Consider the following 25966-nt stretch of genomic DNA (forward strand, 5'->3'; position numbering starts at 1 on the left):
TCACTCCTCGGCTGCGTCGTCATCGTGGGGTGGTGTGTCGTCGGTGCCGGGGCCGGTCGTCCAGGCCGCCACGTAGGACCGGGCGGGCAGCGCCGGCGGATTGCCCACCGGTGCACAGTGCACGGTGTAGGAGCGCTCCAGGCGGCCGGAGACGACCAGTCGGCTGCCGTCCGGAGTGGTCTCCAGCACCGCGAAGTCCCGTGGCCGGCCGCCGAATCCGACGCCCTCGGCCTTGGCGACCGCCTCCTTGGCGGCCCAGAAGCGGGTGAACCACAGGTCCTGCGGGTCGGGGCCGTCGGCCGTGAGGCCTTCCAGGAGCCGCAGTTCGGCCGGGGTGAGCGCGGTGGCCAGGGTCGCGGGGTCGCGTGCGGTGACCTCTTCGATGTCGATGCCGGGTCCGGGCCCCGGCCTGTGCGGCCGTACGATCGCCACGCCCGCCTCGCCCCGGTGCGCGAGCGAGACGTCCAGCGGGGGCAGGGTGCGCCCGTGCACCCCGGTGACGTACGGCCGCCCCGACTCGTCGTTGCGGACGTGGAGTTCGGCGGGGAAGACAGGGCCCTCGCCGTGCCGCCAGAGCCACTGCCGTACGGCGTCCTTGGCCGCGATCCGGCCGAGCAGCCACTGCCGGCGGCCGCGGGGCGGGCGGGCGGCGTACGCGGCGCGCTCGGCCGCGCCCAGCACGTTGCGCATGATCAGCTCACGGGAGGCGAGGTCGGGCCAGCGCTCGTGCACCAGCGCCCAGCCGCCGGGGCGGGCCGTGGACAGCGTGTGACGCTCGGGGAAGCGTTCGACGGGCCGGGTCGTGGGGTCGTTGTCGAAGCGGCGGTCCTGCCAGCCGGTGATCACGGCCCACACCCGGCCGTCGGCCGTCAGCTCGGCGTCCGCCTCCAGGAGGGTGTCCGTGAGGGTCGTGATCCGCATGCGGCAGCCGACCTCGGCGCCGGGGGCCGGGTGCGGTCCGTGGAACCTCAACTCCCCTATCTGCACGGGGAATACGACGGTCCGTTCGCTGCGGGTGGCCATGATCCAGTAGCCGAGGAGCTGGCCCACGTTGTCCAGCAGGGCGCCGGGGGCGGCGGGTGTGGTGATCACTCCGCGGATGTGCCGGTCGCCGATCGCGGTGAGGTCGGTGAGGCCCTGGAAGCCGGGGCCGTGGAACATCCAGCGCTCCCGGTACACCTGGGCGGCGGTGTGCTCGGGGCGGCGCTCCGCGGCGTCCGGGAGCGGGCCCGGCGGGGGCGGTGCGGGATGGTCCGGGGCGAGTTCGACGACCGCGCGGGCCGTGGGGCCGAAGGCGACGGTGACCCGGTCCGGGCGGTCGGCCGACGGGGTGACGGAGACCTGGACGTCGACCGGGGGTGTCGCGGTGAGCCAGCGGTCGAAGCGGGCCCCGTGCACGGCGACGGCCCGCAGTCCGGGGGCGGCGGCCTCCGCCGCGTCCATCATGTGCCGCACGATCGTGGTGGCCGGCACCACCGGCCAACGGTCCTCCGCGTCCGGCCAGTCGGCGCGCTGCGGGAAGAAGCAGTGGTCCAGGAGGTGGGGCATGGTCCGGGGCGAGACATGGAGCGTGGTGGTCGTCGCGGCCGGCCTGGCGAGGGTGGGTACGGCGGCGGGCGCGGGACGGCGGCGGCCCGCGGCGATCAGCTCGGCCGCCGTGTCCGCGGTGTCCCGGAGCAGGGCGGTCAGCTCGGCGGCGGCCGGGATGCGGGTGGCCAGGGTGTCCAGCTCGCCGAAGCCGGGGCGGGCGGGGGCCGGGCGGGCGGCGGGGCGCAGTGCGGTGCGCAGTGCGTCGAGCTCCGGTCCCTCCAGCGAGACGAGGGAGCCGGAGAGGTCCAGGCGGACGGGTGGACGGCGCCGCGCGGTCACCGCTGCCGTGTCGCGGGCCGCGAGCGCGGGCACCACGGACGCGCCGGCCGTCCACAACGACGTGGCCACGCGCCGGAGTTGGGCCATACCGCTGTGCTGGGGCGCGTTGGCGGCGACGGCCAGGTGGTCGCGGTCGCCGAGGGTGTCGTCGATGAGGGAGGTGAGCCGGCCGGGTCCGGTCTGAACGAAGACGCGGTGCCCGGCGGCGTACAGGGCCTCGGTCAGCTCACGGAAGCGCACGGGTTCCAGCAGATGCCGGACGAAGAGCGCGCGCACGTCCGCCGCGTCCTGCGGGAAGGGCGCCGCGGTCGTACCGGACCACACCGGTACGGTCGGCGGATGGAGCCGGAAGCGGTCGGCGGCCTCTTTGATGGGGGCGAGGTAGGGCTCCAGCATCGGGGTGTGGAAGCCGGAGCGGAACGGCAGCACCTGGCAGATCACGCCCTGGGCGCGCAGGGACTTCACGAACGCGTCGACGGCCGCGCCGGGGCCGCAGACCATGGACTGACGGGGCGCGTTGTCGTGGGAGAGCACGATCCCGGAGTCCGGCCAGTCGTCGGCGAGCGCGCTGCGCACGTGCTCGGCGGAGGTGCCGAGGGCGGCGAAGACGAGGCCGGGAACGGTGAGCGAACCGGGGTCGAACCCGGCCATGAACGCGTCGACCTCGTCGGCCGAGTAGAGCCCGGCCGCCGCCATGGCCGTCCACTCGCCGACGCTGTGTCCGGCGACCGCGTCCGGTACGACGCCGATGCGGCGCAGCGCCCGGTCCAGCAGGCGGCCCACGCCGACGACACCGAAGCCGTGCCGGCCGACGTCGCCGACCTCCACGTCCGTGGCGGGCAGCGGGGGCAGGCCGAAGTGGGCCGCGACGTCGTCGGTGCGCGGCGTGAAGTCCCCTTCCAGGCCGGGGAAGACGAACGCGAGCCCGCCACCGGCCGCGCCGAGCAGCGGGCCCGGCCGGAACCACACGTCCCCGCGACCCTGCCAGGCGCGCCCCTTGGCCACCGCCCGTCGGGCCAGGCCGAGCCGCTTGGCGTTCGGCCCCACGATCCCGAGCCGCACGGGCCCGGCCCCGGGGTGCGACCGCGCAGGGTCGTGCCCGGCGGCGAGCACGACGGAGTCGTCGGCGTCCAGGAGAGCGGCGAGGTCCGCCACGCTGCCGGCGGCCAGGAGCAGCACCGGCTCGGGTTCGGTTACGTGGGCGGCGGGCGCGGTCGGGGTGGGCGCGGCGGCACGGGCGGTGGTCGGGCCGGAGGGGGGCGCGGGGAGGTGGGCGGCCGGGGCGGGAGTGGGAGTGGCAGTGGCCGCCGGGGCCGGGGCGTCGGGCTGGGCGGCGGTGGCGGTTGCGGCCGGGGCGGCCGTAGCAGGAGCGGCGGTTCCGCTCACCTGGGCGGCAGCCCCGACGGGCGTCATTCCCGGTGCTGGGACGGAAGTTGATGCCGGGGTTCGGTCGGTGGTCCGGAGGGTCGGGGCGGTCCGGTGCGGCGTCGGGGTGGCGGCGGGCTCCTCCAGGACCACATGGGCGTTGATGCCGCCGAATCCGAAGGCGTTGACGGCGGCCCGGCGCACCGGCCGGCGGACGTCGGTCTCCCAGGGCCGGGACCGCTCCAGGGTGCGGAAGCGGGTGGCGGCAAGGGCGGGATGCGGGTCCTCGCAGTGGAGGGTGGGCAGCAGGGTGCGGTGGTGCAGCGCGAGCGCCGCTTTGACCAGTCCCGCGACTCCTGCGGCCGGCATGGTGTGGCCGATCATCGACTTCACCGAGCCGAGGACCGGGCGGAGGCCGTCGTGTCCGGCCGCCGGCGCTCCGAACACCTCTGCGAGCGTGGTGAGTTCGGCGGCGTCACCGGCGGGGGTGGCGGTGCCGTGTGCCTCCAGCAGGCCGAGGGAGTCCGGTGCGGCGGGGTCGAGTCCGGCGGTCCGCCAGGCCTGCCGTACAGCGCGGGCCTGTCCGCCCGGGTCGGGGTTGACGAGGCCCGCCGTACGGCCGTCGCTGGCCACGCCGGTGCCCCGGATGACCGCGTACACACGGTCGCCCGCGCGCTCGGCGTCCGTGAGTCGTTTCAGTACGACGACGCCGGTGCCCTCCCCGATGAGGATGCCGTCCGCGTGGCGGTGGAAGGGGCGGATGCGCTCGGTCGGGGACAGGGCGCGCAGCTGGGAGAAGACGCTCCAGAGGGTGATGTCGTGGCAGTGGTGCACTCCCCCGGCCAGCATCATGTCGCAGCGTCCGGTGGCGAGTTCGGTGACCGCCTGGTCCACGGCGACCAGCGAGGAGGCGCAGGCGGCGTCCACGGTGTAGGCGGGGCCGCGCAGGTCGAGCCGGTTGGCGATGCGGGAGGCGGCGAGGTTGGGGACGAGGCCGATCGCCGACTCGGGGCTGTCGGGGCCGAGCCGCTCGGTGAACGCGGTGCGGATCCGGTCGAGTTGGCCGGAGTCGAGGTAGGGCAGCAACTCACCCAGGGTGCGGACGAGCTGACCGGCCGTACGGACCCGCTGGTCGAGCCGGACCAGCCCCGGGGTGAGGTAGCCGCCGCGGCCCAGCGCGACCCCGATCCGGTGCCGTTCGGGGAGCCGGTCCGTGCCGCCCGCGTCGGCGAGCGCGGCGGCGGCCACGTCGAGCGCGATCAGCTGGTCGGGCTCGGTGCCGGAGACCGAGGCGGGCATGATGCCGTGGCGCGTGACCTCGACCTCGGCCAGGCCGTCCACGAATCCGCCGCGCCGGCAGTACACCTGGTCGGCGACGGCGGGGCCGGCGGCCGTACCGGGCCGGTAGTAGTCGGCGTCCCAGCGCTCCGCGGGGACCTCGCTGATCGCGTCGACGCCGTCGCGCAGATTGCGCCAGTAGGCGTCCAGGCCGCGGGCGCCGGGCAGCAGCACCGCCATCCCGACGATGGCAACGGGAGTGTGACGCACCGTCATGTCACCAGCCCGACGCGGTGTGGACGACGGCGCGGGTCGCCGGGTCGCCCCAGGCGAGTTCCCGGAGCAGGGCCGCGGTGCCCTCGTCCGGGTCGATCAGCTCGACCCCGCGCCGGGCGTACTCCCGGCCGAGTTCCGCCCCGACCATCCCGGTGTGCGTGCCGGACGGCGCCCAGGGTCCCCAGTGGACGGTCAGCGCGCGGTTGCCGGTGCGGGCGGCCCAGTCCGAACCGAGCGACTCCAGCGCGTCGTTGGCGGCGGCGTAGTCGGCCTGGCCGCGGTTGCCGAGCACGGCGGCGATGCTGCCGAACAGCACCGTGAACGCCGGTCCGGCGGGCAGGTCGTCCAGCGCGGCGAACAGCGCGGCGGCCCCGGCCGTCTTCGTGCCGTAGACCCGTTGGAAGGACTCGGGGGTCTTCTCGGCGATCAGCCGGTCCTCGATGATCCCGGCGGCGAAGACGACGCCGTCGAGTCTGCCGTGTTCGGCGTGGATCTCCTTGACCGCCTGGAGGACGGCGTCCCGCTCCCGGAAGTCGACCGCGCGGTAGCGCGCCTCGCTGCCGAGCGCGCCGAGTTCGGTGAGGGTGGCGGCGATCTCCCGCTGGGCGAGGAGCAGTTCGGCGGCCTTGTTGATCTCGGCGGGCCTCGGTGCCCCGGGCCCGGCGGCGAGCGCGGCCCGCAGCTCGACCGGGGTACGGGCGGCGGCGGTGCGCGGGTCCTCGGGCCCGGTGGGCGCGGGGGTGCGGCCCAGCAGTTCGAGGCGGCAGCGGCAGGCGCGGGCGAGTGTGGCTGCGAACCGGGCGGTGATGCCCCGGGCGCCTCCGGCCAGCAGGACGACGGAGTTCCGGTCGAGCCCGAGCGCGGCCGCCTCGGCGGCGCCGTCGGCGGCGGGCCCCGCGCCGGTGGTGCCGAGCAGCCCGAGGGGCGCGGGCAGCAGTTCCAGACCCTGCCGGGCGCCGGCCGCCGTGCGCAGGACGACGGGGGCCGTGGCCGCCGGGGCCCGCAGTTCGGCGAGCACGGCGTCGGCGACGGCCGCCGGTACGGTGTCCGGTACGGCCACGACCCTGGTGAGCAGGTCGGGGTACTCGCGGCCGATGGTGCGGAACAGCCCGTCCAGCCCGGCCGCCCGTGCCGCCGCCCGCTCGGCGGACCGTACGGCGAGCAGCGCGCGCGGGCCGCACGCCAGCGCCGCCCGGAGCACCGGGAAGGCGTCCGGCAGCGCGGGGAGCTCGGGACCGGGCAGCGCGCCCAGGTACACGACACCGTCGACGGGACCGTCGGCGGCGGCGAGGAGGTGCCCGCCGTCGAGCGCCACCGCCTCGGCTCCGGCCCCGGCGAACCGCGCCGCGACCTCGGACGTCACCGCTTCGTCGCCGCCGAGCAGGACGAACCGCCGGCCGGCCGGGTCGAGGCCCGCCGGTCCGGCCTCCGGGAGGGGCACGGGCCGCAGCTCACAGCGCCGCGGCGGCACACCGGGGGCCAGGGGGGGCTCCGGGGCAGGCCCGGCCGAAGCCGACGTGTGCTCCGCGCGCAGGCTGTGCGGGGCCGGCGCGCCGGAGTACGACGTGTCCGGCCGCTCGTCGACCGGCTCGTCCCCGCCCCCGGCATCGTCCCCAGGGCCCGCTGCGACCCTCTCCGTCAGCCACCCCGTCACGGCCGCCGCCGTCCGGGCCTTGGCGAGTTCCTCCAGCTCGGCGTCGTCCAGGACGGTGGCGCCGCCCGCGATGCCGAGGCGCTTGGCGAGTTCGCCCGCTATCTCGGCCCGCTTGATGGAGTCGATGCTCAGGTCCGCCTCCAGATCGAGGTCGGGCTCGATCATGTCGACGGGATAGCCGGTACGTTCACTGATGATCTCCAGTACGATCCGCTCCACGTCGTCCGCCGGAGCTTCACCGACCTGGTTCTGCGCCAACTGCGGCTCTGGTGACGGAAGTTCGCGGCTCTCGTGCGGGACCTGCAGGGCGGGCGCCGACAGGACGGGCGTCGGCGGAGCGGGCGCCGGCGCGGTGGCGCCCGGCGTGGCTCCGAAGTAGGTGAGCAGCACATCGCGCTGGGCGGCGATCATCTCCCGGCTGGTGCGCAGGAACTCCGAGATCAACGCGTCCCGGTCGGCCGGGGTGCCGTGCGGCTGGTCGGTGGTCACGGGCGTCTCCACGACTCGTCGGGCCGGTGCGAGGGCACCGGGCAGGAGGGCCCCGTCGGCGGTGCGGACAAGGTGTCCGTCGACCGTCCAGCCGGGCCGTTTCGGCGCCGGGGCGCGCAGCGCGTCGACGGCGTCGCGACCCCGCAGCAGCCAGGCCGTGCGCACCGGCCGCCCGGCGACGGCGAGCCGCGCCAGCGCGTCGAGCCAGCCGCGCAGACCGCTGTCGGCCGTCGGCTCGCAGGCGACCGTGCGGTGCGGACGGTCGCCCAGGATCTTGCCGACGAGCCGGGTGAGCACGGTGCCGGGACCGGCCTCGACGAAGAGGCGCGCGCCCGCCGCGTACATCGCCTCGATCTGGGCGGCGAAGTCGACCGGGGAGCCGATCTGGGCGGCGAGTTCGGCGCGCACCGCGTCGGGGTCGGCGGGGTAGGGCGCGGCGGTGCGGTTGGCCCAGACGGGGAACTCGGGCGCCCGTACCGGCTTGCCCGCGAGGACCTTCGCGAAGCGCTCGCCCGCCGTGGCCACGAGTGGGCTGTGGAAGGCGCAGGCCACGGGGATGCGCCGGGCCCCGAGCCCGGCCTCGCGCAGCAGTCGCACGGCGGTCTCGACATCCGCCGTCGGCCCCGAGATCACCGTCTGCTCGGGCGAGTTGACGTTGGCCACGACGACCGAGGGGGGCGCCCCCGAGGTACGCAGGGCGGCACCGACGGCCTCGGCCCCGGCGCCGACGGCGGCCATGGTGCCGGGGTCGTCGCCGGCCGCCGCCAGAATCGCGTCGGCGCGTTCACCGCTCAGTTCCAGCAGGGTCTCGGGGTCGAGGGCGCCGGCCGCGGCGAGGGCGGCCAGTTCGCCGTAGCTGTGGCCGGCGGCCTGATCGGGGTGGACGTTCGCGCGGCTGAGGAAGGCGTGGGCGGCGAGACCCGCGATGCCGAGGGCGGGCTGCGCGGACCGGGTGTCGGTGAGGGCGGCCCGGTGCCGTTCCCGGACGGTGTCGTCGAAGGCGGCCGGCGGGTGGACGGTGTCGGCGTGGGCGCGGCCGAGGTGCAGGAAGTGGCGCAACTCGGGGAGGGCGACGAGGAGTTCGGACAGCATGCCGGTGCGCTGGCTGCCCTGCCCGGGGAAGAGGAAGGCGACCTGGCCGTCCTGCGGACCGGTGTCCTGCGTCGGAAGCGCCACGTGGATCCCGGCGGCCGGATCGTGCTCGCCGGCGAGGACCCGCCGCAGCTGCCCGGTCAGGTCGTCGACGTCCCGGGCCACGACCGCGGCCCGTACCGGTTCGTGCGTGGTGTCGGCGTGGCGGGCGGCGGCGAGGGCGAGGTCCCGCAGCCGCCAGGGGCGGCCGTCGGCCTCGGCGGCGCGCAGGATCTCGGCCGCCGTCCGATGGGCCGCCGCCGTGTCCCGGCCGCGGAAGAGGAACAGCTCGCACGGCCAGGCGTCCAGGCTCTGCGCGGGCGCCGCGGTGCCCGTGTGCGCGGTCAGCACGGCGTGGAAGTTTGTGCCGCCGAACCCGAACGCGCTGACCCCGGCGACGCGTCGCGCGGCCGGCTGCGCCCAGGGGCGGGCCCGGGTGTGGAAGACGAAGGGGCTGTCGTCCTGCGCCCAGGCCGGGTTGGGCCGCTCCAGGTGCAGGGTCGGCGGGGTGACCCCGGTGTAGAGGGCGAGGCCGGCCTTGATCAGCCCGGCGAGTCCGGCGGCGCACTTGGTGTGCCCGATCTGGGACTTGACCGAGCCGAGCGCACAACTGCCCGTGCCGGCCCCGGCTTCGGCGAACACCTCGCTCAGCACGGTGAGTTCGGTGCGGTCGCCCACGACGGTCCCCGTGCCGTGCGCCTCGACGAGGCCGACGTCCGCCGGCGACACACCCGCGTTGCGGTAGGCCCGCTCCAGCGCGGCCCGCTGGCCTTCGGGCCGGGGTGCGGTCAGGCCGAGGGAGCGGCCGTCGCTGGCGGAGCCGAGGCCCTTGACGACGCCGTAGATCCGGTCGCCGGCGCGTTCGGCGTCCGCGAGCCGCTTGAGGACCAGGCAGGCCGCGCCCTCGCCGAGGGCGATGCCGTCGGCGGAGGCGTCGAAGGCGCGGGAGCGGCCGGTCGGGGAGAGCGCGTGGACGGAGGAGAACAGGACGTAGTCGTTGATGCCGTTGTGCAGGTCCGCGCCGCCGCAGAGCACCAGGTCGCTGGTGCCGGAGACGAGTTCCTTGCAGGCGACGTCGAGGGCGGCCAGCGAGGAGGCGCAGGCGGCGTCGACGGTGAAGTTGGCGCCGCCGAGGTCGAGGCGGTTGGCGATCCGGCCGGAGATGACGTTGGCCAGCATGCCGGGGAAGGAGTCCTCGGTCAGCCGGGGCAGCTGCTCCTCGATGCCGTCGGGGACGCGGCCGTAGTACGCGGGCAGGACGGCGCGCAGGGTGACGGCGTTGGACAGGTCGCTGCCCGCCTCGGCGCCGAAGACGACCGAGGTCCGCGCGCGGTCGAACGCCCGCCCCCGCTCGCCGTACCCGGCGTCCTCCAGCGCCCGGCGGGCCGCCTCCAGGGACAGCAGCTGGACGGGTTCGATGCTGCCGAGGGAGGCGGGCGGGATGCCGTAGCGCAGCGGGTCGAAGGGGATGCGGGGCAGGAAGCCGCCCCACTTCGACGCCGTGTTGCCGGCCGCGTGGTGCACGGCGGGGTCCCAGCGGTCGGGCGGGACCTCGGTGACGGCGTCGCGTCCGGCGACGATGTTCGCCCAGAAGGCGGCGAGGTCGGGGGCCTGCGGGAACATGCAGGCCATGCCGACGATCGCGATGTCGAGCGGAGCGGGCGGCGCCGGTTCCTTCGTGGCCTGCGGATCCGGGTGCCCGGCGCGCCGGGTCAGGAAGTCGGCGGCGCCGTCGGTCACCGAGCGGTGCAGCTCGGCGACGGTGGTGGTCGCCGAGCGCAGCACGGCGACCTCGCCCGCCATGAACATCCCGTCGGTCAGCTGCCGTTGCTCGCCGACGTCCGCCAACTGCCCGTCGGTGCCCCGCTCGACGCCCTTGCTGGCGATGCGCAGCCGGCCGACGTTGAGACGTTCCAGTCCCTCCCAGACCTCGCGGTCGGTCAGCCCCTGGGCCCGCAGGGCGGCCTCCCGGCCCGGGTAATCGCCGGTGAAGGGGCTCGGCACACAGCGGGTCGCGTGGCCGGGCGCGGTCCGCAGCAGAGCGGTCGTGGTGGCGGAGAGCACCTGCCGCTGGAAGAGGGGCCGGATCGCGCCGTGTGCCACCGCCTCTTCCGTGAACAGGTAGGCGGTCCCCATGAGGACGCCGACGGCGGCACCCCGGGCGGTGAGCGGCGCGGCCAGGGCGGCGACCATCGCGGCCGACCGCTCGTCGTGGATCCCGCCCGCGAAGAACACCTCCAGCTGCCGGGCGACGTCGTCGTCAGCGCTCGCCAAGTACTCTTCCAGTACGGCGACTTGGGCCTCCCACAGCGGGAAGGAGGCCCGGGGCCCCACATGTCCGCCGCACTCAGCGCCCTCGAACACGAACCTACGGGCCCCCGCCTCCAGGAACTGCCGCAGCAGCCCCGGCGAGGGCACATGCAGGAAGGTCCGGATCCCGGCCCGCTCCAGCACCTCGGCCTGGGCCGGCCGGCCGCCCGCGATGACCGCGTGCGTGGGCCGCAGCTCCCGTACGGCGTCCAGCTGGGCGTTCCTGATCTCCTCCGGCGCGAAGCCGAGGACACCCACACCCCAGGGCCTGCCGTCCAGCACGGCCCGCGCCTCGGTCAGCATCGCCCGGGTCCGCGCCCCGTCCGCGAGCGCCAGCGCCAGGAACGGCAACGCACCGCCCTCGGCCACGGCAGCCGCGAAACCGGCCTGATCACTGACCCGGGTCATCGGCCCCTGCGCCAACGGCAACCGGGTCCCGAGCGCCCGACTCATGGCGGACCCGGGACGGAGAGCTGACGCGGGGGCGGGGACGGATGGGGGGTGAGGTGCCGTGTCGGACGGGGAGTGGGGTCGCGTGGCGGGCGGGGTGAGGGCTCGCGTAGTGGCCGGGGCGGAGGATCGCACGCCGGCGGATACGTGGGGTCCCGTACTGGCGAAGGCAGAGGGTCGCGTAGCGGTCGGGGCGGAGGATCGCACGCCGGTGACGGCCAGGGCATCGGGTGGCGTATCGGCCGGGGCGGAGGTTCGCGTGGCGGCCACGGCGTGGGGTGCCGGGACGAGCGGGGCATCGGGTGCCGTATCCGCCGAGGCGGAGGATCGCACGTCGGCCGGAGCGTGAGGTCCCACGGCAACCGGGGCGTCGGATGCCGTGTCGGCCGGGGCGGAGGATCCCGTGACGGCTGAGCCATCAGACCCCGAGACGGCCAAGGCATCACGTGCCCCACCGGCCGAGGCAGAGGAACCCCTGACGGCTGAGCCATCAGACCCCGAGACGGCCAGGACATCAGACGCCCCACCGGCCGGGACGGAGGAACCCGCGACGGCTGAGCCATCAGACCCCGAGACGGCCAAGGCATCACGTGCCCCACCGGCCGACGCAGAGCAACCCATGACAGCTGAGCCATCAGACCCCGAGACGGCCAGGACATCAGACGCCCCACCGGCCGACGCAGAGGAACCCGTGACAGCTGAGCCAAGAGACCCCGAGTGAGCCAAGGCGTCACGTGCCCCGTCGGCCGCGGCATGGAAGCCCGTGTCGGCCGGAGCATCAGGTCTCGTGACGACCGGGGTGTCCGGCGCCGTGCGCGCCACCTCGTCGATCGCCGTCGACAGTTCCCGCACCACCCGGCGTACGTCACCCCACTGATCGGCGAACCGGGCGGCGAGGAAGCCGTCCTGGCCGACCGGCAGCAGCTGGCCGCGCGTATCGTCCACGCCCAGCAGGGCCGCGATCACCTCCGGGTCGTCGGCCGGTGGCTGCGGGGCGGCGGGGCCGCGTCGCCGCAGTACCCGGTGGCCGCCCAGCAGCACGGTCTCCGAGCCGTCCAGGTTCCGCAGCGCGGCCCGGACCGTCTCGGGCAGGCTCGACTCGGGCAGCAGGGCCAGTTGGCTGTCGAGGACGACACCGGCCGCCCCGCCGGCCACGGCGGCCGCCGCCGTTCGCGGTCCGACACCGCCGCAGGCCCAGACCGGGACTCCACCCAACTCACTGTCGGACAGGAGCTGTTGCAGCAGGACGAAGGTGCTCAGCTCACCGACCCGGCCGCCGCTCTCGCCACCCCGGGCTATCAGCCCCCGGGCACCGGCACGGACGGCGGCGCGGGCCTGCCCGATGTCGGTGACCTCCGCCAACACCCGGTACGACGGCGGGATTTCGGCCATGTCCCATGGCGCGTCCGGGGTGCGGACGACCACCTCCGGGCCGTCCCCGACGTCGGCCGGAGCCAGCACGCAGCGCCCGCTCACGCGTATTCCGAAGGCCCCCGGGGACGCTCGTTTCAGCCGGGACAGTTCCTCTCGTGATCTTCGATCGCCGGAGCCGAGGTCGAGGATGCCGAGCCCGCCGGCGGCACTGGCGGCCGCGGCGAGCCCGGCGTCGGGCTCGCCGAACGGGGTGAGGCACAGGATCAGGTCGTGGGCGCGCACAGGGGAGGTCATGTTGCTCCGGCACGGTCGGCGAGACAGCACGGTGGGGGGTGTGCGGCGGAACTCTCTGGTGCGAGGGCTCCGGAACCTAGCGAGGTGTTACTGAGGGGTCAATAACGTCGCGCCCATTTCGCGGCCCGTGACGCCGATTCGGCCATGCGCTCGAATTCGCCGCAAGGGCCGAAAACGCGGCGAATTCCGTCATGGGCGTGGGCCCGGAACCGCCCCGGCCCACGCGCCACACCACCTCAACCCCGGCAAACCGCCCGCCCACTTCACCGCACACTCACCCGGGCGCAACACGCAGGGACAGTCTCGCGAAGTCTGTAAATTCTGCATGACTTCACGCCGGTGACTCGATCACGATCCACTGTCTGCCGGGATCGGCCCCGGCGGCGACGCCCCTGCCGGCCTCCCGGCCGACCTCGCCCCGGCACACCGCCCGACCAGCGGCGCAACCGCACCCCCACCGCCTCGGCCGACCGCCGGCCCACCGCCTCGTTCCGGCATCTCAGCCGAGCAGTTCCCGCACCGTCGCCGGTACCGCCGCGACCGGGCCGGGGGCCTGGCGCAGGACACCGCCCACCGCGCGGAGCACGTCACCCGCGGACCCCGGTCCAGGACGGCGCCGATGCTCACCGACCCGGACCTGGACGATCCTGGTCTCGTTCTCGCTCTCGCTCTCGCTCGCGATCCCGTTCTCGGCCCCGGGCCCTCCCCCGGACGACCGCAACTGCCCGGACCCTCCGGGAACTTCGAGATCCCCCGGCGGCGGCTCGGGCTGCCCGGCGGCGTCCGGCGCACCCGGCACCCCCGCCGGTCCCGCCCCGTCCGGCACCCCGCGACCGCCGGGCGCCGCCTCGCTCGCCCCCGGCCCGCCTCCATCGGGCCCCAGCGCCCACCGCTGCCCGGACGAGCCGTCCCGCCGCGCCACCCCGACACCGTCGGCCGAGCCACCCGCTCCCGGAGCCAGCGCGAGTCCCCCGCTCCCGCGGAGCAGGATCTCGCCGCGCACGGTGAAGTCGTAGACCACCTCTCCCGCGTGGACGACGCACCCGGCCAGCACCACGCCCTTCGTCCCGGGGTCGGCGGCCAGGCACAGAGCCGGGTCGGCGCTACTGCGCAGCAGGCCGTCGTCCTGGTACGACCACTGCTGCGAGGCAGCGGCCGAGCACGGTGCGAGCCGGACCCCGGCGCCCGGCTCGACCCGGCCCGCGCCCACGTCGCCCCCGCGCACGTCCAGGCAGCGCCCGGAGCCGCGGGCGCGCAGATTTCCGTGGGCGACCTCGACCGGGGCACCCGAGCCGCCGACGGAGCCGGTGGACGCGGCGGACGCGGCGGACCCTGCGGACGCTGGGGAGGGCGCGTCCCCGGGGCGGCCGTCGCGCGGAGGGCCGGTGTGACCGACGGGTGCACCCCAGGTGGCGCCCGGAGTCGGGACACCGTTGTCATCGGACCAGCTCCTGACCGCGAGGACGGTGGCGAGCAGGGCGAGCGAGGCCAGTCCGGCGCCGACGAGCAGGGCCGTACGGCGGCGGCCCCCGGAGCCGGTGCGGTGCCGGGCGCCGCCCGCCGCCCGGTCCGCGTCCACCGCGGGTATGGCCGGCCACTCCTCGAGGGCGCCGCGTCCGGGGCGCGAGTCGAGGTAGCGGCGGGCGCCCCAGCCGAGCACGGTCTCGGCGAGCATCAGCCCCAGATCACCCTCGAACTGCCCGATGGTGTCGGCGGCATGCCGGCAGTACGGACAGACCGACAGATGGTGGCGCACATCCGGCAGCAGGGCGCCGCCGCGGCGCATCGGGACATCGAGGAGCCGGTTGTAGAAACGGCATTCCTTGGTCGGTGCGAGTTCTCTGTGGGCACGCACGCAGCCCGTACGGAATTGCTCACGGACCCGTTCCAGGGCGGCCGTCGCGGTGGCCGGGGCGATACCCAGCAGACCGGCGGGTATGTTTATCGGCTCCGCTTCCACCTCGGTGTGCCACAGAAGGCATTGCGCCGTGCCGGGAAGGTCCCGGAAAGCGCGTTCGGCGAGCTGTCGCCTTTCCGGCGTTCCGGGGTGTGCGGCGCGCAGTCCGCGGCCGCCGGTGGGTCTGCGCAATTCCGGCAGAGTCGTACAGGTCGCGTCGTCCGCGGCCCAGGTGCGGACGGTGTCGCGGACGGCGACCAGGAGGTGCGGGCGCAGGGCGCCGCCGACGGCGCCGCCCGCCGCGCGGCCGAGCACGTCGTGGAAGGCGGCGGTGGCGACGAGCGGGGCGGCGGGGCCGAAGGAGGCCAGGCAGACGACGGCGTAGTCGCGTGCGGCTCGCCAGTGCCGGGCCAACAGCACGGCGACGGCGTGATGGCGGGCGGCGTGCGGGCCGGTCAGCCGGGCGAGGAGCTCGCGGTCGGAGGCTCCGCCCGGGCCGGGCAGGGGCGGGTACGGCGGGCGTGGGGGGTGAGGGGACTGCACGGAACCATTTCCTTTCCCACCGCAGAACTGCGTACGAAATGCGGTTCTGTCGGAAAGCAGTGCCTGATTGGTGCGTACCACCAGGGCCGGTCTCGGCGTTCGACGCCGGCCTTTGCCCTTCCCGCGGGGAGGCTCACCTTCGCACACGCGCCTCACAGGAAACAAGGAGATGGATTGACTGGACTTCAAAATCGGCGAATTCCACAAGAGTTACCGACGGTATCCCATCCCGACGAGTTCTCCGACGGGTTCTCCGGCAGCAACTCCTGCGGGTTCTCCGACGGTTGACTCCGACGGCTCTCCGGCGTCCACAGCCGGTTCCCATGATTCTCCGGGCGCACTCTCATCCACGTGCTCCACCATGAGCCGCATGATCGCCCCCCACTCCACAGCGACCCCCGTTTCCCCCCGCGCCGTCCGCAAGGCGGTCGTACCGGCCGCGGGGCTCGGCACCCGGTTCCTGCCCGCGACCAAGGCCACGCCGAAGGAGATGCTGCCGGTCGTCGACAAGCCGGCCATCCAGTACGTGGTCGAGGAGGCCGCCGCGGCCGGCCTCGACGACGTGCTCATGGTCACCGGCCGGCACAAGCGGGCCATCGAGGACCACTTCGACAACGCCTTCGAGCTGGAGCAGGCACTGGCCGCCAAGGGCGACACCGTGCGCCTGGACGCCGTACGCGACCCCGCCCGGCTCGCCGACATCCACCACATCCGCCAGGGCGACCCGCTCGGCCTCGGCCATGCGGTGCTGTGCGCCCGGCACCACGTGGGGAACGAGCCGTTCGCGGTCCTGCTCGGCGACGATCTGATCGACCCGCGGGAGACCCTGCTGCACCGCATGCTGGACGTGCGCGAGCGCCACGAGGGCAGCGTGGTCGCGCTGATGGAGGTCGATCCGGAGCAGATCCACCTCTACGGCTGCGCGGCGGTCGAGGCGACCGGCGAGGAGGGGGTCGTACGGGTCACCGGTCTGGTGGAGAAGCCGGCGCCCGGGACCGCACCGAGCCGGTACGCGGTCATCGGCCGCTATGTGCTGGACCCGGCGGTGTTCGACGTCCTGGAGCGCACCCCGCCGGGCCGCGGCGGCGAGATCCAGCTGACCGACGCCCTCCAGGATCTCGCGACGGGCGGCACCGTGCACGGGGTCGTGTTCGACGGGCTGCGCTACGACACCGGCGACAAGGCCGAATATCTGCGCACGGTGGTCCGGCTGGCCTGCGACCGCCCGGACCTGGGGCCCGAATTCCGGTGCTGGCTCAGGGAGTTCGTGGCCGGCCTGGAGGACGGCTCGACCGGCGACGGCGAGGAGCGCCAGGCCGCCTGAGCCGTCGACGCCCCGGACCCGTCGGCGCGTCCCGCCCACCGGTCCCGCCCACGGATCCCGGGCGTCGAGCCGTCGTGGGCGACGACGGTCCGTCCGCCGGGCGCGTACCGGAGCGCTGCCGGCCGGCGGGGCGGCGGCGGCGGCGATCGGACCCTGCCCGGCGGGCGCGCCCTCCGCCCGCCCACGGCAGCCCCGACCCCGCACCCAAGCCCCCCCGGTTCAGGGACCTCCGCCCAAGCTCCAGAGCACCGGGACCCTGCCGCCGGCGCCCCGTGCCCTTCTCCCCGAAATGCCGGGTCAGTCCTGCTTGTTGGGACGCAGCGTCCAGACGACGCTCATCTCACTGGTGACGGCGCCGTCCGCACGCCGGATCTCGATCGTCACGGGGAATTCGGGGCGCTGCCCCGCGTCCAGCTCGGCGACGACCTCGGCGGCCGGGCGGCCCAGCGTCGCGGTCGCGGTGACGGCGCCCATCGCCAGCTTCTTGTAGGCGATCTCGGCGCGGACCGCGAGCGGCACCGCGCGGGTGAGCTGGTCCCCGAAGGCGGCCAGCACGATGGCGCCACTGGCCGACTCGCCGAGCGTGAACATCGCGCCGGCGTGGGGCCCGCCCACGTGGTTGTGGTAGGGGTCCTGGTCCGGCAGGGACACCACGGCCCGCTCCCGGCTCGTCTCCAGGAACTCCAGGTTCAGGGTCCGGGCCATGGGCACGGTGGCGGCGAGCATCTCGCCGATCGACATCTGGTCTGCGCTCATGGACGGCATGTTACTCATGAGTAGCAGGAACTGGCCAGCACGGGCCGGGACCGCCCGCGCATCGCCCGGCCCCTTCGCCGCGACCCCTTCGCTACGACCCTGACGAGGGCCGGTGACCGAATCGTGTCCCTGGCCCCATAGGGTTACTGGCCATGTGGCCAGATCAGCAGCCGCCAGGGGGCGCGCCGAACCCGCAGCAGAACCCGTACCAGCAGCCGGGTTACCAGCAGCCGAACCCGTACCAGCAGCCCGGGTACCAGCAGTACCCGCAGGCCGGGCAGTACGGCCAGCAGCCGCAGTGGGGGCAGTCGCAGCCGCCCACCGTGCCCGTTCCGACACCTCCGCAGGGCGGCGGCGGCCGCACGAAGATGATCGCGATCATCGCCGCCGCGGCCGTCGTGGTCGCCGCCGGCGTGACCGGATTCCTGGTCCTCGGCAAGGACGGCAAGAAGGACGACACGGCGGGCAAGGGCGGCGGGCAGAGCCAGTCGCCGTCGGCCCCGCCGTCGTCGCCCTCCCCGTCGGTCACCGACGACCCGCGCGGCGTCAACAACGAGAAGGCGACCGTCCCCGGCTGGAAGGTCGTGGTGAACCCCAAGTACGGCACGGCTTTCGACGTGCCGGCCGACTGGGAGGTGGAACGGCCCGGCGTCTTCACCTTCTTCGAGGACAAGAAGAAGAACGACGGGTCGGCGTACATCGGCTTCTCCGCACCGTCGTTCCTGAAGCCGGACTACTGCAGCGTCGACACCACCGGCTCCGGCTCGAAGGAGAACTACGCGCTCGCGGGCAGCGGCACGAAGGGCGAGAACGGCGGCAAGGACACGGCCAGCATCGCACGGGGCGACGCGGCCGCCTTCGCGTTCGGCGGTTACACCGACCAGTCGGACGCGGCCAAGAAGTATCTCCGGATCGGCGCGGCGAAGCCCTTCACGACGACGTCGGGCCTCAAGGGCAGCGTCGCGGCGTCGTACGTCACCGGAGTGCCCAAGAAGAACAAGTGCGACACCGACGGCAAGGCCATCACGTTCGCCTTCAAGAACTCCGCCGACAACTTCGTCTCCTGGACGCTCTATGGCGAAAAGGGCATCAAGGACGAACTGTCCGACGCGACGATCCAGAAGATCCTCGCCACCGTACGGCTGCACGGCGACCCGACCGTGAACTGACAGCGGTCGGCAGACCTGACCGGCGTGTGGCGCCGCCCACCCCGGCGAACGGGGTGGGCGGCGCCACACAGGGAACCGGATGCTCGTCCGCGGAGACGGCCAGGGCGGAAATGCGCTTGGGCAAACCCGGAGCGGGAGGGCATAGTCGGCCGGTGACCCAGAACCCCGGCTCGGCGGCCCACCCTCACAAACCCGCCTGGGCGGGCCGCAATTACTCGCTGCTGACGGCGGCGACCGTCGTCACCGGCCTCGGCGCGAACGGCTCGCTCATCGCCGCCGCGTTCGCCGTGCTGGAGTCGGGGGGCGACGGCGGGGCCGTGGGCCTGGTGGCCGCCGCACGCACCCTGCCGCTGGTGGTGTTCCTGCTCATCGGCGGCGCCCTCGCCGACCGGCTGCCCCGGCACCGGGTGATGGTCGCCGCCAACGCCCTCAACTGCCTCTCCCAGGGCGCCTTCGCCCTGCTCGTGCTGACCGGCGAGCCCCGGCTGTGGCAGATGATGCTGCTCACCGCGTTGGGCGGCACCGGGCAGGCCTTCTTCGGCCCGGCGGCCGAGGGCATGCTGATGTCGTCCGTGGACGGCGAGCAGGCGGCCCGGGCGTTCGCCTTCTTCCGCCTGGCCACGCAGGGTGCGGCCCTCGGCGGGGCCACGCTCGGCGGTGTGCTGGTCGCGGCCGTCGGCCCGGGCTGGGTGCTCGCGATCGACGCGGCGGGCTTCGCCGTCGCGGGCGCCCTGCGCTCCTTCCTCGACGTCGGCCACATCCCGCCGCGCACCCCGGGCGAGGGCATGCTGGCCGATCTCCACGAGGGCTGGCGGGAGTTCATCGGCCGGCCCTGGCTGTGGGGGATCGTCGTGCAGTTCTCCATCGCCAACGCGGTGGTCGGCGCGGCCGATTCGGTCTACGGCCCGCTCGTCGCCCGCGACCGCCTGGGCGGCGCCGGCCCGTGGGGCCTCGCGCTCGCCTCGTTCGGCGCAGGCACGGTGGCCGGCGCCCTGCTGATGACCCGCTGGAAGCCCCGCCGGCTGCTGCTCGCCGGCACACTCTGCGTCTTCCCCCTGGCCCTGCCCTCGGCCGCGCTGGCCGTGCCGGTACCGGTGGGCGTGCTGTACGTGGTGATGTTCGTCGCCGGTACGACGGTGGAGGTGTTCAGCGTCTCCTGGATGACCGCGCTGCACCAGGAGATCCCCGAGGACAAGCTCTCCCGGGTCTCGGCGTACGACTGGTTCGGCTCGGTCTCGCTGCTGCCCCTCGCCACGGCGCTGGCGGGCCCGGCCGAGTCCGCCGTCGGCCGGAGCGCCGCCCTGTGGGGCTGCGCCGCCCTGGTCGTCCTGGTCACCGCCCCGGTTCTGCTGCTCCAGGACGTGCGCACACTGACCCGCCGCACAAAGCAGGTCACCGACTCCACACCCGCGTCAGCCGATACCGAACGCCCCGTCGGGGGGCTCGGGTGACGGAACCGCGTCCGCGTCCTCGACCGGCCGCGCGCCGCCGATGAACTCCCGTACCGCCGCCCCGTGTTCGACCCGTGCCGGGAAGGCGTCCGCCGCGGTGCGCCGGGTCAGGGCGGTGACGTCGAGGGGGCGATGCGAGGCGACCAGCAGGGTGTTGCCGAACCGCCGTCCGCGCAGCACGCCCGGCTCGGCGATCAGCAGCAGTTCCTCGAACAGCTCGGCGAACACGGCCAGTTGGGAGCGGAGGAAGGCGAACGGCGCGGAGTCCGCGAGGTTGGCGAGATAGACCCCGCCGGGGCGCAGCACCCGCTCGGCCTCGCGGGCGTAGGACCGCGTGGTGAGATGCGCCGGCACCCGGGAGCCGCCGAAGACGTCGGCGATCAGCACATCGGCGTGATCGTCCGGCGCCCCCTCCAGCCAGGCCCGGGCGTCGGCGGCGTGCAGTTCGACGCCCGAGCCCGCCGGCAGCGGCAGATGCTCGACGACCAGCTCCAGCAGTGCGGCGTCCGCCTCGACGACGTCCTGCCGGGAGCCGGGCCGGGTCGCCGCCACGTACCGCGGCAGCGTCAGCGCACCCCCACCGAGATGCGCCACGTCCAGCGCCCGCCCGGCCTCGGCCACGACGTCGAGCACATACCCGAGGCGCCGCGCGTACTCGAACTCCAGATGCGCCGGATCATCGAGATCGACGTACGACTGCGGCGCCCCGTCGACCGTGAGCAGCCAGGCCCGCGCACGGTCGACGTCGGGCATGAGCTTGGCGGTGCCGTGGTCGGTGGTGCGGAAGACGGGTATCGATTCGTTCACTCATCCATTGTGGACAACCGTCACCGTCCCCGCGCCCACGGTCCGGCCCCCCTCACGGACGGCGATCCCGAGCCCCGGCTCCAGCGGCACCTCGCGGCCGAGCTCGACCGTCATCTCCACGGTCTCGCCGGGCCGGGCCGCCCCCGCCGCGCCGAGGTCGACGTCACCGACCACGTCCGCCGTGCGGATGTAGAACTGCGGCCGGTACCCGCTCGCGACCGGTGTCGTACGACCGCCTTCGCGTCCCGCGAGCAGATAGACCCGCGCCGAGAACCGCCGGGCCGGTACGACGCTGCCCGGCGCCGCGACGACGTGTCCGCGCCGGACGGCGTCCCGGGGCACGCCCCGCAGCAGCACCGCCACGTTGTCCCCGGCCTGCGCCTCCGCCATCGGCTTGCCGAAGGTCTCCAGCCCGGTGACGACGGTCTCGACGTCGGCGCCCAGCACGGACACCCGGTCCCCCACCCGGAGCGTGCCCCGCTCCACCGCGCCCGTGACGACCGTGCCCCGGCCGGTGATGGTGAGCACGTTCTCCACCGGCAGCAGGAACGGCGCGTCCAGATACCGCTCGGGCATGGGCACATAGGTGTCCACCGCGTCGAGCAGCGCCTCGATGGACGCCGTCCAGCGCGGGTCGCCCTCCAGCGCCCGGAGCCCGGAGACCCGTACGACGGGTACGGCGTCCCCGGGGTAGCCCTGCGCCGTGAGCAGGTCGCGCACCTCCAGCTCGACCAGGTCGGTCAGCTCCTCGTCCGCGGCGCCGTCCGCCTTGTTCAGCGCGACGACGATGTGGTCGACGCCCACCTGGCGGGCGAGCAGCACATGCTCGGCGGTCTGCGGCATGATCCCGTCGAGCGCGGAGACGACGAGGATCGCACCGTCGAGCTGCGCGGCGCCGGTGACCATGTTCTTGACGTAGTCGGCGTGGCCCGGCATGTCCACGTGGGCGTAGTGCCGGGTGCCGGTCTCGTACTCGACGTGGGCGATGTTGATGGTGATGCCGCGGGCCGCCTCCTCCGGGGCCCGGTCGATGCGGTCGAAGGGCACGAAGGTGCCGGTGCCGCGCTCGGCGAGGACCTTGGTGATGGCGGCGGTCAGGGTGGTCTTGCCGTGGTCGACGTGCCCCATGGTGCCGATGTTCAGGTGCGGCTTGGTGCGCACGTAGGCCGTTTTGGACATGGCTGTACCTCGAAGCCTCTCAGGCGTGAGAAGAGATGCGGGACCCCCGGGGACCGGCCGACCCTCCCCCTGCGGGGTCCGCCGGAATGTCCGGAGAGGGTCAGCTTCGGGCGCCGTCGACAGCGGCCGCGGGATACGGGACGGCAGCCTTCGGCGCATCCGCGGAGGCGGATGCTGCGAGGAGGAAGGCGTACCGGAACATGACGTCGATCATCGCCGAGGAGCCGCTCGGCGTCGAATGGTTTTCCGTGCCGGACGCCGTCAGGCGCCGATGTTCTTCAGCGCCTCCCGCACGCTCAGCGGGGCGAACCGGCCCCGCTCCCGCGCCAGGAACTGCCGTACGGCCCCGGCGTCGGTCTTGGCGTACTCGCGCAGGGCCCAGCCGATCGCCTTGCGGACGAAGAAGTCGGGGTGCCCGGACTGGAGCAGGCAGTAGCCGAACAGCCGCTCCGCGTCGGTGCGTTCCTTCCACGTCAGCTGGTGCAGCAGGGCCGTGCGCACCGCCCACAGGTCGCCGTCGGTGATCCAGACGTCCATGGCGGCGGTGAGCTTCGGGTCGGCGGCGACGAGTGTGCCGACGACGCGTGCGGCGAGCAGGTCGACGGTGTCCCACCAGGGGACGGTCGTCACCAGGTACCGGGTCACCGGCAGGAAGCCGGAGGTGCAGCGGGCGGCGTGCCGACGCAGGTAGTCCACGGCGAAGTAGTGGTACTCACGCTCGGGCAGCGCCCAGCAGCGCAGGGCGATCGCGGTGCAGTCGGCCTCGTCGGGGCGGGGCGTACCCGCGAGGACGGTGCGGGACAGGGCGCGGCGGGCCGGGGTCGGGATGCCGAGGAAGGGGGCCACGTCCTTCATGTAGCCCCGCATGGCGACGGCCCGCCCGGGGTCGCCGGCGGCCGCGTAGGCGGGCGTGAGCCGGGCCAGCACGGTGTCGGCGAGTGCGCTGCGCGGCGCGTGCGGCGGGGTCGCGCCGGTGACGTTCATGGCACGAACGATACGGGGGTTGCACCCCTTTTCGTACGGGCGTTCCCTGGAAGTACCGACGGTGCAGCGGGCACGCGGGGCCATGGCCCGGCGTGCGACGCGGAGGTGGCACAGATGAGAGCCGTCGTCTACGAACAGCCCTTCAGCGTGCAGGTGAAGGACGTCCAGGATTCCTTCGATCCAGCACCCCGACGATGTGCTCGTACGGGTCACGTCATCGGCCATATGCGGCTCGGACCTGCACATGTACGAGGGCCGTACGGCCGCCCGGCCGGGCATCGTCTTCGGGCACGAGAACCTCGGCGTCATCGAGGAGGCCGGCGCCGGCGTGGCCTCGCCGGCCGTGGGCGACCGGGTCGTGATGCCGTTCAACGTGGCCTGCGGATTCTGCAAGAACTGTCTCGCCGGGAAGACCGCGTTCTGCCTGACGGTCAACCCCGGATTCGCGGGCGGGGCCTACGGCTGTGTGGCGATGGGCCCGTACGAGGGCGGCCAGGCCGAGCTGCTGCGGGTGCCGTTCGCCGATTTCAACTGTCTGAAGCTGCCGCCGGGCGACGAGTTCGAGACCGACTTCGTGCTGCTCGCCGACATCTTCCCGACCGGCTACCACGGCTGTGAACTCGCCCAGGTCTCGCCCGGCGAGAGCGTGGCCGTCTTCGGTGCCGGACCGGTGGGACTGATGGCCGCGTACTCGGCGCTGCTGCGCAGCGCGGCGAAGGTCTTCTCGGTCGACCGGGTGCCCGAGCGGCTCGCCAAGGCCGAGCAGATCGGGGCGGTCCCCGTCGACTTCACCCAGGGCGATCCGGCGCAGCAGATCAAGGAGCAGACGCACGGAGAAGGCACCGACAAGGGCGTGGACGCCGTCGGCTACCAGGCCCAGGCGCACGACGCCAGCCACGAGGAACCCGCGATCGTCCGCAACGAAATGGTCGAGACGATCCGGCCCACCGGCATGCTCGGCGTGCCCGGCCTGTACGTACCCTCGGACCCGGGCGGCCCCGACGAGCACGCCAGGCACGGCCAGCTGCTGGTCTCGATCGGGCGGATGTTCGAGAAGGGGCAGCAGATGGGCACGGGTCAGTGCAACGTCAAGCGGTACAACCGCCGACTGCGCGACCTGGTCATCGCCGGGCGGGCCCGGCCCGGTTTCGTGGTCTCGCACGAGCTGCCGCTGGAGCAGGCACCGCTCGCGTACGAGAAGTTCGACCAGCGGATCGAGGGCTACACCAAGGTGGTGCTGCACCCCGGTCACGCGCTGGCCGCGTGAGCACGCGCGCGTGCACTGCGGGTCCGGGCGCCGAGGGCACCCGGACCTCCCTGTGGCGGCGATCACCGGCGTACGTCGGTTAATGTCACCGGATGCTCGATGCCGACCCTGCTGGCACCGCCGCGGCCGCTCCGGGACTCGCCGCGCGCTGCACGCGCGCGCTGTTGTCCCCGTACGCGCGGCTGTCGCTGCTGCTCTCGCTGCTGGCGGGCGCCGGTGCGGGGGTCCTCGTCTTCGAGCCACAGCGGCTGCTGGCCCGGGGCTGGCCGCCGCAACTCGGCGGGGCCACGGCGGCCGTGGCGTTCGCGGCGGCCTACGGGCTGTGCACGGTGGCGTTCGTGCCGCGGCCGTTGCTCAACCTGGCGGCCGGGGCGCTGTTCGGCTCCCCGCTGGGGCTGGCGACAGCGCTGGCGGGCACGGTGCTCGGGGCCGGCGTGGCCTTCGGGCTCGGCCGGCTCCTCGGGCAGGACGCGCTGCGTCCGCTGCTGCGGGGCCGCTGGCTGAGGGCGGCCGACGGGCAGCTGAGCCGGCACGGGTTCCGCTCGATGCTGCTGGCGCGGCTGTTCCCCGGGGTGCCGTTCTGGGCGGCGAACTACTGCGCGGCCGTCTCCCGCATGGGCTGGTGGCCGTTCCTGCTGGCCACGGCCGTCGGGTCGGTCCCGAACACCGCCGCCTACGCGGTCGCCGGCGCCCGCGCCTCGGCACCGACCTCCCCCGCCTTCCTGATCGCGACGGCCTCCATCGCCGTACCGGCACTGCTGGGCACGGTGGTGGCCTGGCGCAAGCGGCATCATCTGCGGGGCCGCTAGGGGTCAGACCCCTTCCAGGATCATGGCGTTGGCGAGTCCGCCCGCCTCGCACATCGTCTGGAGGCCGAAGCGAGCGCCGCGCTCCCGCATGGCGTGGACCAGCGTCGTGGTCAGCCGGGTGCCGCTTGCGCCCAGAGGGTGGCCGAGGGCGATGGCGCCGCCGTGCGGGTTGACCCGGGCCAGGTCGGCGCCGGTCTCCTGCTGCCAGGCCAGGACCACGCTCGCGAAGGCCTCGTTGACCTCGAAGAGGTCGATGTCGTCGATGGTCAGCCCCGCCCTGCGCAGCACCTTCTCGGTGGCCGGGACGACGCCGGTGAGCATCAGCAGCGGGTCGGAGCCGGTGACCGCGAAGCTGTGCAGGCGGGCGAGCGGGCGCAGGCCGAGCCGGGCGGCCGTCTCGCTGGAGGTGATCAGTACGGCGGAGGCGCCGTCGTTGACCGGGCTCGCGTTGCCCGCGGTGACGTTCCACTCGATCTGCGGGAAGCGTTCGGCGAAACCGGGGTCGTAGTAGGCGGGCTTGAGGCCGGCCAGGATCTCCGGGGTGCTGCCGGGGCGTACGCACTCGTCGCGGGCGACCCCGTCGAGCGGGGCGGCCTCGGCGTCGAAGAGGCCGTTCTCCCACGCGCGGGCCGCCTTGTGGTGCGAGGAGACGGCGAACTCGTCCATCTGCGCGCGTGTGAGGGACCACTTGGCGGCGATCAGCTCCGCGCTGATGCCCTGCGGGACCAGGCCCTCGGGATAGCGCTCGGCGACGCCCGGCCCGAACGGGTCCTTCCCGGCGGGCACGTTGGACCACATCGGCACCCGGCTCATCGACTCCACGCCGCAGGCGACCACGAGGTCGTAGGCGCCGGAGACGACGCCCTGCGCGGCGAAGTGCACGGCCTGCTGGGAGGAGCCGCACTGGCGGTCCACGGTGGTCGCCGGGACGGACTCGGGGAACCCGGCCGCGAGGACTGCGTACCGGGTGGTGTTCATGGCCTGCTCGCCGACCTGGTCGACGGTGCCGCCGATGACGTCGTCGATCAGCGCCGGGTCGACGCCGGAGCGCTCGACCAGGGTGCGCAGGGTGTGGGCGAGCAGCTGCACGGGGTGGACGTGGGCGAGGGAGCCGTTCGGCCTGCCCTTGCCGATGGGGGTGCGTACGGCTTCGACGATCACTGCGTCGCGCATGGCGGAGGCCTCCTTGGCCGCCGGGCCGGCCGTGGACCCGCTGCTGCGGGCTACGCCGGCTACCAGTGAGTAGGAAATCCAAACTCACCATAGCTCGACGGGTTGGAAAATCAAACC

At 74.3% G+C, this 25966-nt stretch carries 12 protein-coding genes and 2 pseudogenes; 5 read left to right on the top strand and 9 right to left on the bottom strand.

Annotated elements, in window-relative coordinates; genetic code table 11:
• The 4 genes and pseudogenes from BIV25_RS42480 to BIV25_RS42495 all read right to left on the bottom strand — a co-directional run bounded on the left by BIV25_RS42480 (position 1) and on the right by BIV25_RS42495 (position 14930).
• Positions 1–4788 carry a type I polyketide synthase gene (locus tag BIV25_RS42480; RefSeq protein ID WP_071377935.1) on the bottom strand — a complete coding sequence of 1596 codons (4788 nt, stop codon included), beginning with the start codon at positions 4786–4788 and terminating at the stop codon, positions 1–3.
• A 1-nt stretch (position 4789) separates the two neighbouring features.
• Positions 4790–10780: an SDR family NAD(P)-dependent oxidoreductase gene (locus BIV25_RS42485; RefSeq protein WP_371273139.1), complete on the bottom strand. Its 5991-nt coding sequence runs from the start codon at positions 10778–10780 to the stop codon at positions 4790–4792.
• 1143 nt (positions 10781–11923) lie between these two features.
• Positions 11924–12490, bottom strand: a pseudogene (locus BIV25_RS52160) (hypothetical protein); the annotation flags it as partial.
• A 499-nt stretch (positions 12491–12989) separates the two neighbouring features.
• A complete protein-coding gene (locus BIV25_RS42495; RefSeq protein WP_071377937.1) occupies positions 12990–14930 on the bottom strand; it encodes an RICIN domain-containing protein in 1941 nt (646 codons plus the stop codon).
• Positions 14931–15300: 370 nt separating this feature from the next.
• Between BIV25_RS42495 and galU the strand changes: the two genes are divergently transcribed.
• Complete coding sequence (gene galU, locus BIV25_RS42500; protein WP_071377938.1) at positions 15301–16254, top strand: UTP--glucose-1-phosphate uridylyltransferase GalU; 954 nt, start codon at positions 15301–15303, stop codon at positions 16252–16254.
• A 297-nt stretch (positions 16255–16551) separates the two neighbouring features.
• Here the strand turns inward: galU and BIV25_RS42505 are convergent, their stop codons facing one another.
• Positions 16552–17010 (bottom strand): DUF4442 domain-containing protein, encoded by a 459-nt coding sequence (locus BIV25_RS42505; protein WP_177235627.1) that lies wholly within the window; start codon positions 17008–17010, stop codon positions 16552–16554.
• 152 nt (positions 17011–17162) lie between these two features.
• Between BIV25_RS42505 and BIV25_RS42510 the strand changes: the two genes are divergently transcribed.
• Positions 17163–18179 carry a hypothetical protein gene (locus BIV25_RS42510; RefSeq protein ID WP_071377940.1) on the top strand — a complete coding sequence of 339 codons (1017 nt, stop codon included), beginning with the start codon at positions 17163–17165 and terminating at the stop codon, positions 18177–18179.
• 152 nt (positions 18180–18331) lie between these two features.
• A complete protein-coding gene (locus tag BIV25_RS42515; RefSeq protein ID WP_071377941.1) occupies positions 18332–19630 on the top strand; it encodes an MFS transporter in 1299 nt (432 codons plus the stop codon).
• Here BIV25_RS42515 and BIV25_RS42520 read toward each other — a convergent pair.
• The 3 genes from BIV25_RS42520 to BIV25_RS42530 form a co-directional block, all read right to left on the bottom strand.
• Positions 19592–20437, bottom strand: coding sequence for a spermidine synthase (locus BIV25_RS42520; RefSeq protein WP_071377942.1), 846 nt, complete (start codon positions 20435–20437; stop codon positions 19592–19594). The genes BIV25_RS42515 and BIV25_RS42520 overlap by 39 nt on opposite strands.
• Positions 20438–21616: an elongation factor Tu gene (gene tuf, locus BIV25_RS42525; protein ID WP_071377943.1), complete on the bottom strand. Its 1179-nt coding sequence runs from the start codon at positions 21614–21616 to the stop codon at positions 20438–20440. It abuts the gene before it with no gap.
• A gap of 261 nt (positions 21617–21877) precedes the next feature.
• Positions 21878–22600 carry a DNA alkylation repair protein gene (locus BIV25_RS42530; RefSeq protein ID WP_071377944.1) on the bottom strand — a complete coding sequence of 241 codons (723 nt, stop codon included), beginning with the start codon at positions 22598–22600 and terminating at the stop codon, positions 21878–21880.
• 114 nt (positions 22601–22714) lie between these two features.
• Here BIV25_RS42530 and BIV25_RS42535 point away from each other — a divergent pair.
• Both BIV25_RS42535 and BIV25_RS42540 read left to right on the top strand, forming a co-directional pair.
• Positions 22715–23867 (top strand): annotated as a pseudogene (locus tag BIV25_RS42535) (glutathione-independent formaldehyde dehydrogenase).
• 92 nt (positions 23868–23959) lie between these two features.
• Positions 23960–24676 (top strand): TVP38/TMEM64 family protein, encoded by a 717-nt coding sequence (locus tag BIV25_RS42540; protein ID WP_079177239.1) that lies wholly within the window; start codon positions 23960–23962, stop codon positions 24674–24676.
• Positions 24677–24679: 3 nt separating this feature from the next.
• On the opposite strand, the gene BIV25_RS42545 is transcribed toward BIV25_RS42540, so the two are convergent.
• Positions 24680–25849 carry a thiolase family protein gene (locus BIV25_RS42545; protein ID WP_071377945.1) on the bottom strand — a complete coding sequence of 390 codons (1170 nt, stop codon included), beginning with the start codon at positions 25847–25849 and terminating at the stop codon, positions 24680–24682.
• Between the last annotated feature and the right edge of the window lie 117 nt (positions 25850–25966).

Source organism: Streptomyces sp. MUSC 14 (assembly GCF_001866675.1).
Classification (GTDB): Bacteria; Actinomycetota; Actinomycetes; order Streptomycetales; family Streptomycetaceae; genus Streptomyces.